At 68.4% G+C, this 13,123-nt stretch carries 16 protein-coding genes, 1 other RNA gene and 1 pseudogene; 7 read left to right on the forward strand and 11 right to left on the reverse strand.

The genetic code is table 11. From position 1 onward, the window contains the following. The first annotated feature begins 92 nt into the window (after nucleotides 1-92). On the forward strand, nucleotides 93-1,340 hold the full coding sequence (tgt, locus tag AC1HFH_RS02545) for a tRNA guanosine(34) transglycosylase Tgt (protein ID WP_480245818.1): 1,248 nt from the start codon (nucleotides 93-95) through the stop codon (nucleotides 1,338-1,340). A gap of 93 nt (nucleotides 1,341-1,433) precedes the next feature. Here the strand turns inward: tgt and AC1HFH_RS02550 are convergent, their stop codons facing one another. Beyond that, complete coding sequence (locus AC1HFH_RS02550; RefSeq protein WP_480245819.1) at nucleotides 1,434-2,216, reverse strand: queuosine precursor transporter; 783 nt, start codon at nucleotides 2,214-2,216, stop codon at nucleotides 1,434-1,436. A gap of 29 nt (nucleotides 2,217-2,245) precedes the next feature. On the opposite strand from AC1HFH_RS02550, the gene AC1HFH_RS02555 reads away from it, so the two are divergent. Further along, complete coding sequence (locus tag AC1HFH_RS02555; RefSeq protein WP_480245820.1) at nucleotides 2,246-2,806, forward strand: DUF4190 domain-containing protein; 561 nt, start codon at nucleotides 2,246-2,248, stop codon at nucleotides 2,804-2,806. A 67-nt stretch (nucleotides 2,807-2,873) separates the two neighbouring features. Here the strand turns inward: AC1HFH_RS02555 and AC1HFH_RS02560 are convergent, their stop codons facing one another. From AC1HFH_RS02560 to AC1HFH_RS02570, 3 genes are read right to left on the reverse strand one after another with little or no spacing between them, the layout of a single operon-like run. Beyond that, nucleotides 2,874-3,584: an RDD family protein gene (locus tag AC1HFH_RS02560; protein ID WP_480245821.1), complete on the reverse strand. Its 711-nt coding sequence runs from the start codon at nucleotides 3,582-3,584 to the stop codon at nucleotides 2,874-2,876. Between the two features lie 42 nt (nucleotides 3,585-3,626). Further along, nucleotides 3,627-4,538 (reverse strand): tRNA glutamyl-Q(34) synthetase GluQRS, encoded by a 912-nt coding sequence (gene gluQRS / locus AC1HFH_RS02565; RefSeq protein WP_480245822.1) that lies wholly within the window; start codon nucleotides 4,536-4,538, stop codon nucleotides 3,627-3,629. Then, complete coding sequence (locus tag AC1HFH_RS02570; protein ID WP_480245823.1) at nucleotides 4,535-5,029, reverse strand: DUF309 domain-containing protein; 495 nt, start codon at nucleotides 5,027-5,029, stop codon at nucleotides 4,535-4,537. The genes gluQRS and AC1HFH_RS02570 overlap by 4 nt, the downstream gene beginning before the upstream one ends. Before the next feature lie 458 nt (nucleotides 5,030-5,487). Between AC1HFH_RS02570 and AC1HFH_RS02575 the strand changes: the two genes are divergently transcribed. From AC1HFH_RS02575 to AC1HFH_RS02585, 3 genes and pseudogenes are all read left to right on the forward strand, one after another. Then, nucleotides 5,488-5,625 (forward strand): DUF397 domain-containing protein, encoded by a 138-nt coding sequence (locus AC1HFH_RS02575; protein ID WP_480245824.1) that lies wholly within the window; start codon nucleotides 5,488-5,490, stop codon nucleotides 5,623-5,625. Nucleotides 5,626-5,740: 115 nt separating this feature from the next. Next, nucleotides 5,741-6,292, forward strand: a pseudogene (locus AC1HFH_RS02580) (wax ester/triacylglycerol synthase domain-containing protein); the annotation flags it as partial. Nucleotides 6,293-6,370: 78 nt separating this feature from the next. Then, nucleotides 6,371-7,078 carry a WS/DGAT domain-containing protein gene (locus tag AC1HFH_RS02585; protein WP_480248022.1) on the forward strand — a complete coding sequence of 236 codons (708 nt, stop codon included), beginning with the start codon at nucleotides 6,371-6,373 and terminating at the stop codon, nucleotides 7,076-7,078. A 49-nt stretch (nucleotides 7,079-7,127) separates the two neighbouring features. Here AC1HFH_RS02585 and AC1HFH_RS02590 read toward each other — a convergent pair whose 3' ends face one another. The 3 genes from AC1HFH_RS02590 to AC1HFH_RS02600 all read right to left on the reverse strand — a co-directional run bounded on the left by AC1HFH_RS02590 (nucleotide 7,128) and on the right by AC1HFH_RS02600 (nucleotide 8,846). Further along, the gene (locus AC1HFH_RS02590; RefSeq protein WP_480245825.1) at nucleotides 7,128-7,616 is read right to left on the reverse strand and encodes a helix-turn-helix domain-containing protein; all 489 of its coding nucleotides are present in this window, start codon (nucleotides 7,614-7,616) and stop codon (nucleotides 7,128-7,130) included. 289 nt (nucleotides 7,617-7,905) lie between these two features. Continuing rightward, entirely contained in the window at nucleotides 7,906-8,226 is a 321-nt protein-coding gene (cutA, locus tag AC1HFH_RS02595; protein ID WP_480245826.1) for a divalent-cation tolerance protein CutA, read from the reverse strand. Beyond that, nucleotides 8,208-8,846: a helix-turn-helix transcriptional regulator gene (locus tag AC1HFH_RS02600; RefSeq protein WP_480245827.1), complete on the reverse strand. Its 639-nt coding sequence runs from the start codon at nucleotides 8,844-8,846 to the stop codon at nucleotides 8,208-8,210. The genes cutA and AC1HFH_RS02600 overlap by 19 nt, the downstream gene beginning before the upstream one ends. 101 nt (nucleotides 8,847-8,947) lie before the next feature. On the opposite strand from AC1HFH_RS02600, the gene AC1HFH_RS02605 reads away from it, so the two are divergent. Continuing rightward, nucleotides 8,948-9,142 carry a hypothetical protein gene (locus AC1HFH_RS02605; RefSeq protein WP_480245828.1) on the forward strand — a complete coding sequence of 65 codons (195 nt, stop codon included), beginning with the start codon at nucleotides 8,948-8,950 and terminating at the stop codon, nucleotides 9,140-9,142. Between the two features lie 9 nt (nucleotides 9,143-9,151). On the opposite strand, the gene AC1HFH_RS02610 is transcribed toward AC1HFH_RS02605, so the two are convergent. Further along, on the reverse strand, nucleotides 9,152-9,745 hold the full coding sequence (locus AC1HFH_RS02610; protein WP_480245829.1) for an HhH-GPD-type base excision DNA repair protein: 594 nt from the start codon (nucleotides 9,743-9,745) through the stop codon (nucleotides 9,152-9,154). A 140-nt stretch (nucleotides 9,746-9,885) separates the two neighbouring features. Between AC1HFH_RS02610 and AC1HFH_RS02615 the strand changes: the two genes are divergently transcribed. Then, entirely contained in the window at nucleotides 9,886-10,713 is an 828-nt protein-coding gene (locus AC1HFH_RS02615; protein WP_480245830.1) for a methyltransferase domain-containing protein, read from the forward strand. Between the two features lie 141 nt (nucleotides 10,714-10,854). Here the strand turns inward: AC1HFH_RS02615 and AC1HFH_RS02620 are convergent, their stop codons facing one another. The 3 genes from AC1HFH_RS02620 to AC1HFH_RS02630 form a co-directional block, all read right to left on the reverse strand. After that, nucleotides 10,855-12,147, reverse strand: coding sequence for an aspartate aminotransferase type Ic (locus tag AC1HFH_RS02620; RefSeq protein ID WP_480245831.1), 1,293 nt, complete (start codon nucleotides 12,145-12,147; stop codon nucleotides 10,855-10,857). Between the two features lie 172 nt (nucleotides 12,148-12,319). After that, nucleotides 12,320-12,414: signal recognition particle sRNA small type (gene ffs / locus AC1HFH_RS02625), an RNA gene on the reverse strand. 65 nt (nucleotides 12,415-12,479) lie between these two features. Then, the gene (locus AC1HFH_RS02630; protein ID WP_480245832.1) at nucleotides 12,480-13,046 is read right to left on the reverse strand and encodes a TetR/AcrR family transcriptional regulator; all 567 of its coding nucleotides are present in this window, start codon (nucleotides 13,044-13,046) and stop codon (nucleotides 12,480-12,482) included. Between the last annotated feature and the right edge of the window lie 77 nt (nucleotides 13,047-13,123).

The raw sequence follows: 13,123 nt of genomic DNA on the forward strand, positions 1-13,123 counted from the left end.
CGTGGCGGCAGCGGCTGCGGAGAGCCGGCCGTCGGCGCCCGACCGATACGGGTGGCTCGGGGCGTGCCGGGCGGGGCTGGCAGTATTGGTCCGTGGCCGATCCCAGCGAGTTCTCCTTCCGTGTCGATGCGCGTCTCGACGGGGACCGGCACGGCCGCACCGGGGTGATCGAGACCCCGCACGGCGCGATCGAGACCCCCGCCTTCATCCCGGTGGGCACCAAGGCCTCGGTGAAGGCGGTGCTGCCGGAAACCATGGCCGAGCTGGGGGCGCAGGCGCTGCTGGCCAATGCCTACCACCTGTACCTGCAGCCGGGCTCCGACATCGTCGACGAGGCAGGCGGGCTCGGGAAGTTCATGAACTGGCCGGGCCCCACGTTCACCGACAGCGGCGGCTTCCAGGTGATGTCGCTGGGGGTCGGGTTCAAGAAGGTGCTGGCGATGGAGTCGGTGGACGTCCGCAGTGATCAGGTGATCGCCGCGGGTAAGGAGCGGCTGGCCACCGTCGACGACGACGGTGTCACCTTCCGCTCCCATCTGGACGGGTCGAAGCACCGGTTCACCCCCGAGGTGTCCATGGGGATCCAGCACCGGCTGGGTGCCGACATCATGTTCGCCTTCGACGAGCTCACCACCCTGATGAACACCCGCGAGTATCAGGAGCGTTCACTGCAGCGCACCCACGAATGGGCGCAACGCTGCATCGACGAGCACGAACGCCTCACCACCGCCCGTAGCCACCGGCCCTATCAGGCCCTGTTCGCGGTGATCCAGGGCGCACAGTACGAGGATCTGCGCCGCAAGGCCTGTCGGGACCTGGAGAGCATCCGCGGTGCGGGCGGCACCGAATTCGACGGGTACGGCATCGGCGGCGCCCTGGAGAAACACAATCTCGGCACCATCGTCGGCTGGTGCAGTGCCGAACTGCCCGAGCACAAGCCGCGGCATATGCTCGGCATCAGCGAACCCGAGGACGTCTTCGTCGCGGTGGAGAACGGCGCCGACACCTTCGACTGCGTCAACCCCTCCCGGGTCGCCCGCAATGCCGCCGTCTACACCGACCGGGGCCGCTTCAACATCAACACCAGCCGCTTCCGCCGTGATTTCACCCCGATCGACGAACACTGCGACTGCTACACCTGCGCCCACTACACCCGCGCCTACCTCCACCACCTCTTCAAGGCCAAAGAGATGCTGTCGGCCACCCTGTGCACCATCCACAACGAACGCTTCACCGTCCGCCTGGTGGACCGCATCCGCGCCAGCATCGCGGCCGGTGAGTTCGACGAGTTCAAACGGGAGTACCTCGGCACCTGGGCGGCGAAGCAACGTTCCGGGTAGGTTCGGCTGCCGCCGCGGGACCGGCCCGGATCCGCGTCTGGGCCGGTGCAGGCACCACGACCACCGGTGGCTGCGCGGACCCGGGCGCCGGTTCTATTCGTGCAACGCCGGTTCCGGCTGTGGCCGGTAGCTGGGCTCGTTCTTCTTCAGGAAGCCGATCGCGCCGTAGGTGACCGGCATGACCAGGACCTCGACCAGGGTCTTCCACAGGAAGCCGATCAGCACGTAGTTGACGAACGTCGACCACGAGTCGATGCCGATGGCCGTGGCGGCGATGGCACAGAAGATCAGGGTATCGGCGAATTCGCCGACCACGGTGGAGCCGATGAGGCGCGCCCACAGATGCTTCTCCCGGGTGCGTTCCTTCATCAGCACCAGGGTTGCGGAGTTGAGCAGCTGGCCGACGAAGTAGCCGGCCAGGCCGGCGAGCACCAGTTGCGGGGTGGTGCCGAGGACGGTGCGGAAGGCGTCCTGGTTCTCGTAGAACCCGGCGGCGGGCAGGCCGATGGCGACGGCGAAGCACACCACGGTCAGCAGCAGCGCGGCGAAACCGTAGTAGATGGCCCGGCGGGTGGCCCGGAAGCCGTACACCTCGCTGAGCACGTCACCCAGGATGTAGGCGAGCGGGAAGAGGAAGAAGGCACCGTCGGTGGCGATCGGCAGGATCTGCAGCGGCCCCACCGTCAGTGCGGCGTCGCCGAAGAACTCCACGCCCTTGGTGGCGCAGATGTTGGAGATGATCAGGGTGGCGGTGAAGAACGCCACAATAGCCGGATAATACCCCCGCGCGACCTGGGCGAATGCCGCATGTTCCGGCGCGGGGCGCCCAGACTCGGCGGGTTTGTCGGGATTGTCTATCGTACGCACATCGACCATCAAACCAGGTCGTGGAATAGGCTGTACCAATGACGAACCCCGGCGATTCCGACGAGTGGTGGCGGCAATACGGCGGTTCCGGAGTGACGCCCGAGTCCGGTACGCCCCAGCCAGGACCCAGCTCACAGCCGCAGTCGCCGAGCCCCGACCTGTCGAAGAACCCGTCGGTACCGCAGCAGCCGGTCCCGCCGCCTCCGCCGCAGTATCCGGGCTATCCGCCTCCGGCCACGCCGCCACCCCCGCCGCCGTACGGCGGCGGTTACCCGGCGGCCGGTGGTTATCCGGCCGCCGGCGGGTACCCGGGGCCGGGCTATCAGCCGTACTACCAGCAGCCGCAGGGCACCAACGGTTTGGCGATCGCGTCGCTGTGCGTCTCCATTCTGGGGATGTGCACGTGCATCGGCTCGATCGTCGGGATCGTGCTGGGCACCATGTCGCTCAATCAGATCAAGGAGCGGGGCGGTGAAGGCCGGGGTATGGCCCTGGCCGGTATCTGGATCGGCGTGGCCGGAATCGTACTCGCGGTGGCCTACCTGATCTTCCTGCTGCTGGTCGGTTTCGCGGCGGATACCTCCTCCAGCACGTACTGAGTTCGCAGACGACGAAGGGGCGCCTCCGATTCGGAGGCGCCCCTTCGCGTGGTCCGACAACCGGGTGTCAGCTCTTGATCACCTGGGTACCGCCGGCGAACTTGTCGTGCCAGCCCTGCCGGTTCGGGTCCTGGTTGATGGTGACGGCGATGTAGATCGCCAGTCCGACGAAGACCAGGTTGCCGAGGCAGTTGATCAGGTTCGGGACGAAGAAGATGTTGCGCTTCAACGAGGTCACCGGGTCGAGCTTGTCCGCGCCACCGGGGGCGACGACCCGCAACCCGAGCATCTTCTTGCCCAATGTGGCGCCTGCCGACACCTCCATGCCGACGAAGTACCCCATGTAGAGCACCACCAGCAGAATCGGCTGCAGGACCCACGAAACGAGGAAGCTGCCCGACATGGAATCCACGCCGGTGCCGATGCCCAGGATCATCGCCAGAATGAAGTAGGGCACGCCGACGATCAACCCGTCGATCAACCGCGCACCGATCCGCAGCCCCAGATCGCCCGGTACCGGCCCACCCATGCCGAACTGCTGCTGGGCGTACGGATCTCCGGGCATCTGCGGGTAACCCTGCTGCTGGGCATACGGATCCTGGCCGTACTGCGGCTGCCCGAAGCCCGGCTGCTGCCCGTACTGGGGCGGCTGCTGGCCGTACTGCGGCTGCTGCTGCGCATAGGGATCGGGGCCCGGCTGCTGTCCGTACTGGGGCTGTCCCCCGTACGGCTGGCCGCCCTGCGGGTACTGATTGGGGTCGTAGCCACCGCTGGTCATGTTTCGTCCTCGCTGTGATCAGGCGATCGGTCGAGGGGTACGTTACGGAGTGCCCGGTAGCGGCGACAACCCGTCGGGCCGCCAGATCCAGGGGTCCCGGGGGAGTCCGGCGGGATCGAAACCCTCGCGTAGCTCGGATATCGTCCGTACCGGACGGCCGAGTGATCGGGCGATGGTGGCGAAGACATCCTCGGGCGTGTTGCCCGCGGCGCGCCGGTCGGCGAGGGTGACCGCGCCGTCCCGTTTGGCCAGCCGCTGTCCGTGTTGGTTCAGAACCAGCGGAACATGTGCGTAGTGCGGCACCGGAAGGTGCAGCAGGGTGGCCAGATAGGCCTGCCGCGGTGTCGAGGACAGCAGATCGTCGCCGCGGACCACCTGATCGACGCCCAGATCGGCATCGTCCACCACCACGGTCAGGTTGTATGCGGGGGTTCCGTCGCCGCGCCGCAGCACCATATCGTCGACGATGCCCCGGTAGTGGCCGTGCAGTTCATCGGTGATCTCGAAATCCGGTTGTGCGGCGCGCAGCCGGAGCGCGGCGGGCCGCCCGGTGGCTCGGCGTTCGGCGCGTTGCCGGTCGGTGAGCTCCCGGCAGGTGCCGGGATAGGCGCCCATCGGGCCGTGCGGGGCGGTGGCGGCCTGCTGGATCTCACGCCGGGTGCAGAAGCACTCGTAGGTGTGGCCGGCGCGTTGTAGCCGGTCCACGGCGTCGGCATACAGTGCACGCCGCTCGGACTGGTGGACGATCGGTCCATCCCAGTCCAGCCCCAGCGCGGCGAGATCCTCGATCTGCCGTTCCGCGGCGCCCGGACGGACCCGGTCCAGATCGTCCACTCGCAGCACGAATCGGCGGCCGGTGGTGCGGGCGAACAGCCAGGCGAGAATCGCGGTACGCAGGTTGCCGAGGTGCAGATCGCCGGATGGGCTGGGGGCGTACCGGCCGGCGCCGGTCATGTGCAGGTGCCCGCGCCGGGCCGGCGGAGGCTGGGGCGGAGGCGATCCGGGCCGATCGGGGTCCCGGCGGCCAGGGCGGTCAGCAGGTCCTCCGCATGCGCGATGAGACCGTCCCGATCGATGTCGTAGGGCAGCGGCGCCGGGTGCTCGGCGAGCCGGCCGATCGCGCGGCGCAATAGAGTACCCGCGCCCTTCGGGTTATCACGCTGAATATGGGTGATTCCCACGGCGTACTGGGCGAGCCCCTGCCACAGCATCCGCTCGGCTACCGGTCCGTTCTTCCAGGCGGCCTCCAGTACCTCGTGCGCGTTGAAGGCCAAACCGTCGTCCAGCAGTTGCTGGGCGAAGGTCAGGGTTTGCTGGGGTGGCAGATCCAGTTCGTCCGGGATCCGCTCGACGCCGGTGCTGCCCGGCGGCAAGGGTCGGCCGAGGCGGTCGCGCGGGCGCGCATTGCGGGCGCGACCTGTGGAATCGCGGTCACGGGGGAGCATCTCTCCATCATCCACACCGGGGCGGTGTGGGGTCGGTCAGGGGCGGCGCCGGACCGCTGCATTGACGTATCACGGAACAATTACACCCATTCGAAACCTTCCTGAACGGGCATGTTCGTAGCTTGTGAAGTGTACCGGCAATGTTGCCGCAACCCGGAAACTTCGCAAGGTTGGCAGAAGGTTGGGATGTTGGTAAATCTTTCCGGCAAACCTGCGGCGGACCTGCTAGTGTTTGCAGCGCGGGGCCGGTATGAGCCGAGCGTCGACCACCTCTCGGCACCCCGTGGCTCCGCTTGCTCTGTGTGTCTTTCGGCGCGCTTCGATGCGCTCGGTGAAGGCGCGAAATATGGGAAATCCCGTTTACGAGGACGTGAGGAGAACGTGCAGTGGATGTAGCAGTGACGGGTTCCGGGTGGCGAAAGAGTAGTTACAGCGGCCCCGATGGGAACTGTGTGGAGGTGGCTCCGCTGGTCGACGGCCGCATTGCGGTCCGGGACACCAAAGACCGTGGTCGGGGGCCTATCCTTGCCTTCACCTCCGGTGAATGGCAGGCGTTCGTCGCCGATGTCTCGGCGGGCGCGTTCGCTCGCGGGTGAGCGCCGCCGGCCCGGTGTGACCGGGCTTTTCCGGCCCCGAGTCACCGGCTCGGGGCCTTCGTAGCGACGTACTATCGTCTACCGGGTGAGTCAGCTGGCACCTGCAGACGCGACGATGTTCTGGTTGTCGCGCCGTACCCGCAATGATCTGTTCCTTCTCTATTGTTTCACCGAAACCACGGTGTCCGATGCTGGCCTGCGTTCATTCGTCGCAGGCCGTTGCAGAGATATCTCGGATCTTCGAATGCGGATTCGTCCGGTGCCCGGAAACCTGGACTATCCGCAGTGGGTCGGTGCCGAATTCGTTGACGAGCAATTCATCGTTCACGCATTACCGAAGCCGGATTGGCCGAACCTGCAGGACCGGCTCGGCGAACTTCTGGGTACCACCGTGGACCCGGTTCGGCGGGCCTGGCGCCTGCATGTGTTCCGATCCGTGTACGGCGCCCCGGGTGCCGGTGCGGAGCCGGTGACGGTAGCGGTTCTGCAACTCTCCCATGCGCTGGCGGATGGTCGGGGGTCCGCGGCGCTGGCTCGCCGGTTGTTCGCTGCCGGCGCGGTCGCCGGTCCGCCACCGGAGCCGACCGGTCCTGTGCATAAGTCTCGGAGATATCCACAGGCTGTGGATATCTCGGTGTTGCGCGGTGCCGCACTGTTGCCGATCCGCCTGGCTGCCACCGTTGTTCGCGGTGTACAGGCTTACCGTGAGTACCGCGCGCGTGTCAGCGCAGCCGAAAAGACCCCCGTGGCACCAGGATTCCCGCCGATCGGGATCAATCCGACTCGCCCGGTGGCCGATGCCGACCACCGGGTGCGGATGCTGGTGCGCGACGCCGCCGACCTCCGGGGTACCGGGCAGACCGTCACGGTCGTGGTGAGTACGGCGATCTCGCTGGCGATCTCCCGGCGGCTGACCGGCCCGGACCGGGCGGTGCCGCTGGGCGCCCAGGTGCCGATGGCGCTGTCCGGTCCGGGCCGGGGGCGCAACAACTACCGCAGCCTGTCGGTGTCATTGCATTCCGACGAACCGGATCCGGCCGAGCGTGCCGAGCGGATCGCCACCGACCTGGCCCGGCATCGCATACGGGCGGCCGAATCCGTGCCGAGTGCGCAGGACCGGGTGAATGCCGGGCTGCCGGCCCTGCTGGCCCACCGTGATATCGATAGCGCGGACCTGACCGCCGTTCCGGACGAACTGCACGGTCAGACGGTCATCTCGAGCGTGAACCGTGGGCGAGCCGACTTGGAATTCGCCGGGGCCCGAGTGCTTTTCACTGCCGGCTTTCCCGCCCTCGGTGCGGTCATGCACCTGACCCACGGTGTGCACGGCCTGGGTGACACCGTCACCGTCTCGGTGCATGCCGACCACGCCGTGCTGCCCGACCCGGACGGTTACCTGCGCGAGGTGGATGCGGCGCTGGACGAGGTGGTCGCAGCGCTACGGTCACGCTGAACCGTCGTCTGCCCGTCCGGCTCCACCGGTCCGACCACCGAGACCGGGACTATGCGCGGGTATGTGGTTCACCAGGTGTGCCGACCAGTTCGGAGCCGATCGCCGCCAGTGCCGACAGCAACGCCGTGACTTCGTCCGGTCCGGCCGCCGCACCCGCGCGCCCGGCGACCCGGAACGGGCAGCGATATTCGGCCGCGCCGGAGATCCGGTGCGGGCGTTGGATCTCGATCAACGGCGGAACCGGCGCGGTCAGCCGGTCCGCCCCGGTGAGTGCCGCCAGGGTGGCGTCGGCGGTCCGGGCGTCGTGGCGGCCGGAGGGTGCACCGCCGGCTGTGGCGTGGATGCGCCGGTACCACTCGACGACGTCGGGCGATGCCGCCCGGGTGCCGGTTTCGTAGTGGCCCAGCGCCGCCCGGCTGTAGGGCACCCGGGCGGCCATGCCGGCCAGGGAGAGCCCGGCCGCCTCGCGCAGCCTGCGTAGCTGTGTGCCGACTTCCGGATCGACCCCACCGTCTCGACGCTCGCCCCGAGTGGACATGGGGCCATCGTAATCAACTGTAGACGCTTGTAGACGCTTTTTGCTGTCCAAAAGGTCTTTGAGGGGACCATACTGGCTCCGGTGGTTCGAGCAACACCATAGCGGGCCACGCAGCAGGAGGGACTCGAACGGGAGGGATTCGATGGATGTCGTGTTCTGGACGGCCGTGGCATGCTGCGGCGTCAGTGTGATCGTGTACCTGTCCCTGGCGGTGTCGTACCGCCGGGATCGGCGCCCCAGCGTCGCCGATATCCGGTTCCGGCTCGAGGCCGAGACCGGCCGCGCCCGGTCAGGCGGTTTCGGCGAACACCCACTGCCGGTATCCATCGTGCGCCGCGACGACGGGTACCGCGAGGACCTGCGGCGTATCGTCCGGATGCGCGGCATCGATCCGGTCGATGATCTCGGCTACCCGGCCGGACCGCGTGTGCAGCACCGCAAGCGTCTCCCGGTCGTCTTCGACGACACCGTCCCAGCGGTAGATCGAACGCACCCCGCCGACGATATTGCCGCACGCCACCAGCCGGTCGTCCACCAGCCGCCGGACCAGCGCGGCCAGCAGCTCCGGATCGGCGGCGGTGACGCTGATGCTCACGAGGTCGTCGGCCACGAATCCACCTCACCGCCGGTGCGGACCAGCTCCGAGAGCAGCTTCTCGGCGTCCGGCTTCTCCCGGGCCAGGGCGCTCCAGCCACGCACCAGCCCACCCGTGCTGGACTTGCTGGACCAGGCGCCCACCGCATGAGCGCCCTGGGGATCGAGCGAGTAGTAGATGGTGCCGACCGGCCATGCGGTGTCGACGCTGCGGTACCAGCCGGTCAGCGCCTCGCTGTCCCAGACCCGCAGCTCACCGCGCCACGGCCCGGCCGGTTCGGCGGGCGTTTCGGCCTCGGGCTCGCTACCGGAATCGAGCAGTACGTGGTCGCCCTCGTGCCGGATCGTCACCGGGGTGACCTCCACGGCAGTCACGCCATGGTGCCAGCGCTGCCAGGCGGCCCACCAGTCGCCGGCCAGATCAACCCGGGCGTCGACGACCCCGGCCAGCTCGGCCAGCGACACCTCCAGCGCCTCGGCGAGCCGGATGGCCACCGGCAGCGTCGGCGACTGCTCCTCGGATTCGTAGCGGGTGATCTGCCGCGAGCTCACCCCGATGGCTGCCGCCAGCGCGGGCTGCGACAGTCCGAGCAGGCGCCGCCGCTCTTGGATGACCTTGCCGGTACCGGTGTTCATACAGTTATCGCCTCCGAAAACATGCCTGCCATTCCCGCTCCGTCCGTCATCCGTGCCGCCGATCGGCCACATCCCCCGGACCTCCCCGGCCCGGGGTGCCGGTGATCGGTGCGGCCGACCGCGACCGCCGTATCGATCTGTGGCGCAGTGCACACGCCGACTGTGCCGCCGATTCTCCCATCTACTCGCTCCGGCAGGCCCGTTTCGTGCTGACCGAACACGACGGGTGCGGTCCATGCTGCCTGCAGCACCTCGCGGCGACGGCCTACAGCACCGGACTCATCGACGACGAATAGCCGCCGGGTTCAACCGGGTTTCTTTCCGGCGGCCTTCATCTCCTTCTTGAAGGCGCGGACCTCCTGGAGGGTTTCGCCGTCGACGATGTCGGCGGCGGAACGGCGGGAACCGGGCTCGGCATAGGCGCCCGCTACCTGCTCCCAGCCCGACGGTCGGACGCCGAGCTGCTTACCGAGCAGGGCCAGGAAGATCCGGGACTTCTGATTGCCATAGCCGGGCAGCGCCTCGAGCCGGCGCAGCACGGTCTTGCCGTCGGGCGGCGCGCCGTCGGCGCCGGGGTCGGTCCAGATCCGTTCGGTGACGCCGTCGTAGTGCTCCAGGACGTAACGGGCCAGGTCCTGAGTGCGCCGGGCCATCGCCCGGCCGTATCGGTGCACCGCCGGTGGCGTGGCGCAGAGCTCTTCGAAGTCCTGCTGATCGGCGGCGGCGATCGCGGCGATATCGAATCCACCCATCCGATCGGCGATCTTCTTCGGGCCGCGGAAGGCGTGCTCCAGCGGATACTGCTGATCCAGCAGCATCCCGGTCAGCAGGGCGAACGAGTTCTCGGAGAGCAGCCGGTCCGCGTCGGGGTCCTGCGCGAGGCACAGCGTGTCGGTCATGACGGTCCTCCTGTTCCGGATCGGAACCGATCATCTCATCGGTCGTCGGCCGGGCGGCGACCGCCCGGAATGCCTATAGTCGGTGATGCAGAGCACAGGGGTGTCCGGTGGGTGACGTGGGTCCCGCGTAGGCTCGCCGCATGCCCTCGACGACGGCGGTACCCATGAACGACCTCACCCTGCGTCCCGCCCGGTTCGACCGGGCCGGACGGGATCAGTTGATCGACGCCCACGACCTGCGGGCCGGCGTGGCCGGCATGCGGCAGTGGCAGCAATGGACCCACGAGTCGCTGGCGCTACGGCCCGGCGAGAGTGCGGTCGACATCGGGTCCGGTACGGGCTCGGAGGTCTTCCGGTTCGCCGATGCGGTCGGCGCGGACGGTGCCGCGGTCGGCGTCGAGCCCGATCCGAATCTGCTCGCCGCCGCCCAGCAGCGAGCCACCGAGCTCGGGTCGCCGGCGACCTTCCACACCGGTGACGCCTACGGCCTGCCGTTCGGGGCGGACACCTTCGATGCGGTGTTGTGCGAGCGGGTCTTCCAGCACCTCACCGCGCCGGCCCGGGCGGCAGCCGAGATCGCGCGGGTGCTGAAGCCCGGCGGGCGCGCACTGGTCGCCGACGCCGATTGGGCCACCGCGATCGTGCATCCCGGCGAGCCGAAGGTCGTCCGGGCGGTGATCGACACGCTGATCTCGGCCACCACGAATCCCTTGTCGGGCCGCCGGATTCCGGGGCTGCTGACCGAGGCCGGGCTGGCGGTGACCGAAATCGGTTCCAGCGCACTGGTACAGGACCGCACCATCGGCGCCGGCACCCTGGTCACCCGGGTCTCGGCGATGGCGGTGGCCCGCGGTGTGATAACCGAGGACGAGGCCCGGCAACTCCGGGAGGATCTGGACCGGGCGGCGGAAACCGGCGAAATCCTGCTCTCGGTCACCATGTTCGGAGTCATCGCCCACGCTCGGTGACGACGCTCGTCGGCCCTTGGCGGCCTGTCGGTTCCGCACGGTTGCCCGAGTGGCCGGCTACCGGGCCGGAGCCGCCCACCCGTGGCGACGCGATCGTGATGCAGTCGTCGCGGGCGGGACCAGCTCCGGGCCGCCTCGCGGTCAGTGCTGTTCGAGCAGCTTCTCGGTCGCCGCCAGCAGGACGCAGGTGGCCAGCCCGTCCATCGCCTTCTCCAGCTCCGGCAGTTGCGGGAAGCTCGGTGCGATGCGGATGTTCTTGTCGTCCGGGTCCTTCCGGTAAGGGAAGGCCGAACCGGCGGCGGTCAGCGCGATACCCGCGTCCTTCGCCAGGGCGATCACCCGCGCGGCGGTGCCCTCGAGCACGTCCAGGCTGATGAAGTAGCCGCCCTTCGGCTCGGTCCAGGAGGCCACCTTGGACGCGCCCAGGCGGTCCTCCAGGATCTTCAGCACCAGTTTGAATTTCGGTTCCAGCAGTTCGCGGTGCTTCTGCATGTGCTCCCGGACGCCTTCGGCGTCGGTGAAGAAGCGCAGGTGCCGGAGCTGGTTCACCTTGTCCGGTCCGATGCTCTTCTTGGCCGCATGCCCGAGATACCACTCCAGGTTCGCCGTCGAGGCGCCGAGGAATCCGACCCCGGCGCCGGCGAAGGTGATCTTCGAGGTGGAGGCGAACACGATCGGGCGGTTCGGGTTTCCGGCCGCGGCCGCCATCCCCAGGACATCGAGGACCGGTTCCGCGGTGTCGGTGAGTGGATGGACGGCGTACGCGTTGTCCCAGAACAGCCGGAAGTCGGGCGCTGCGGCGGGCAGCGAAACCAGCTGCCGGACGACCTCCTCGGAGAAGGTCACCCCGGTCGGGTTGGAGTAGTTCGGTACCGCCCACAGGCCCTTGATCTGCGGGTCGTCCGCGATCAGCGCGGCGATCGCCCGGACGTCCGGACCGTCGTGCCGCATCGGCACGGTGATCATCTCGACGCCGAGCGCCTCGGTGATCGCGAAGTGCCGGTCGTACCCGGGGGCCGGGCACAGCCACTTCACGGTCTCCTCGGCCACCCAGCGGCGCGGCGAGTCGGGCGTGCCGTAGAGCATGGCGTAGGTGATGACGTCGTGCATCATCTCCAGGCTGGCGTTGTTGCCGGCCAGCAGGTTCTCGACCGGAATGCCGAGCAGCTCACCGAAGACGGCGCGCAGCTCGGGCAGGCCATGCAGGCCACCGTAGTTGCGGCAGTCGGTGCCGGTGCCGTCCCGGAAGTCGCCGTCGCCCGGCAGGGAGAGCAGCGCCGCGGACAGGTCGAGCTGTTCGGGAGCGGGCTTACCGCGGGTCAGGTCCAGCTTCAGCTTCTCGGTCGCGAGCTTCGCGTAGTTCGCGCGCTGGGTCTCGTGTTCGGACACGAGCTCGGCGTGGCTCATCAAACCGATCTGCGTTTGCCGGGGCATTCTGGGCAGCCTTTCGAAGCAGCATGGTGACTGGTCGGTGGTGGCCGACGATGGAGTGCGGCCGCTGCCCACGTTACCCGGGAAGTTGCCGGAAGTAGGATGCGATGTCTTCTCGGCTGGTTTGCGAAGTTGTGACGCCGACCGTGCGGAGTCCTCACGCGGGTCCGGAAAAGAAAGGGGACCCCGCGCACCCGGCAGAGCCCGTTGACCCTTGCTGCCTTCCGGCCCTGGGGGAGTTCACAGGATGCGCGCCGCGCGGGATCCGTGGGCCAGTGTAGCGGTTCGGCGCGGCGGCGCCACTCCGGGGCGGTGTTCGATCGGAGTGCGGTTCGTCAGCGCTGGCTGTCGCACTGGTGGAAGAGCACGTCCGAGGCCTTGGCGAGCACTTCGAGGCGGCTGCGGCCGCCGTGGTCGGCGAGCAGGAAGTGTTGGCCGATCGCGGAGCAGAAGGCGAGCAGGCTGCGTGCTTCGACCTCGTCGGGGTCGTCGCAGAAGGTGCCGATGCTGGTGCGCAGCAGCTCCATCCGCCGGTTGTCCACCCGGCGCAGCCGGTCTGCGACGGCCTCGTCGTGCCGAGCCCAGTCGCGGATGGCGAGGTCGATCGGCAGCAGGCGGTCGCTGGAGAAAGTGAGGATTCCGGCCAGCACGGCGGTGGTTCGGGGGTCGCTGGTGGTCCGGCCGACGGCGTCGAGGACATCGTCGGTGCTCTCCCGCTCCCAGGTGTCCAGCATTGCGGTCAGCAGGGCGTCCCGATCGGCGAAGTATCCGTAGAACCCGCCCTTGGTGACGCCGAGACGTTTGGCGAGCGCTTCGATGCGGACGCTGTCGACACCGCCGTGGGCGAGCGCCGTGAGCCCGGCTTCGATCCAGCCCTCCCGGGGGATGCGAGGGGTGCGCATGATGTGTTCCACCTCATTGTCGTTATTCTGTACGGTACCGTATTTCAATTGGTGACCACCCCGTTTTTGCGCGCGGC

The organism is Nocardia sp. KT25-26, from assembly GCF_056627695.1.

What these genes read in the sequence shown, in the direction of transcription:
- AC1HFH_RS02550 (WP_480245819.1), bottom strand. Translation starts at nt 2,216, where the DNA reads ATGGTCGATGTGCGTACGATAGACAATCCCGACAAACCCGCCGAGTCT.
- AC1HFH_RS02620 (WP_480245831.1), bottom strand. Translation starts at nt 12,147, where the DNA reads ATGCCCCGGCAAACGCAGATCGGTTTGATGAGCCACGCCGAGCTCGTG.
- AC1HFH_RS02600 (WP_480245827.1), bottom strand. Translation starts at nt 8,846, where the DNA reads ATGAACACCGGTACCGGCAAGGTCATCCAAGAGCGGCGGCGCCTGCTC.
- AC1HFH_RS02590 (WP_480245825.1), bottom strand. Translation starts at nt 7,616, where the DNA reads ATGTCCACTCGGGGCGAGCGTCGAGACGGTGGGGTCGATCCGGAAGTC.
- AC1HFH_RS02555 (WP_480245820.1), top strand. Translation starts at nt 2,246, where the DNA reads ATGACGAACCCCGGCGATTCCGACGAGTGGTGGCGGCAATACGGCGGT.
- AC1HFH_RS02560 (WP_480245821.1), bottom strand. Translation starts at nt 3,584, where the DNA reads ATGACCAGCGGTGGCTACGACCCCAATCAGTACCCGCAGGGCGGCCAG.
- gluQRS (WP_480245822.1), bottom strand. Translation starts at nt 4,538, where the DNA reads ATGACCGGCGCCGGCCGGTACGCCCCCAGCCCATCCGGCGATCTGCAC.
- AC1HFH_RS02610 (WP_480245829.1), bottom strand. Translation starts at nt 9,745, where the DNA reads ATGACCGACACGCTGTGCCTCGCGCAGGACCCCGACGCGGACCGGCTG.
- AC1HFH_RS02570 (WP_480245823.1), bottom strand. Translation starts at nt 5,029, where the DNA reads ATGCTCCCCCGTGACCGCGATTCCACAGGTCGCGCCCGCAATGCGCGC.
- AC1HFH_RS02615 (WP_480245830.1), top strand. Translation starts at nt 9,886, where the DNA reads ATGCCCTCGACGACGGCGGTACCCATGAACGACCTCACCCTGCGTCCC.
- AC1HFH_RS02630 (WP_480245832.1), bottom strand. Translation starts at nt 13,046, where the DNA reads ATGCGCACCCCTCGCATCCCCCGGGAGGGCTGGATCGAAGCCGGGCTC.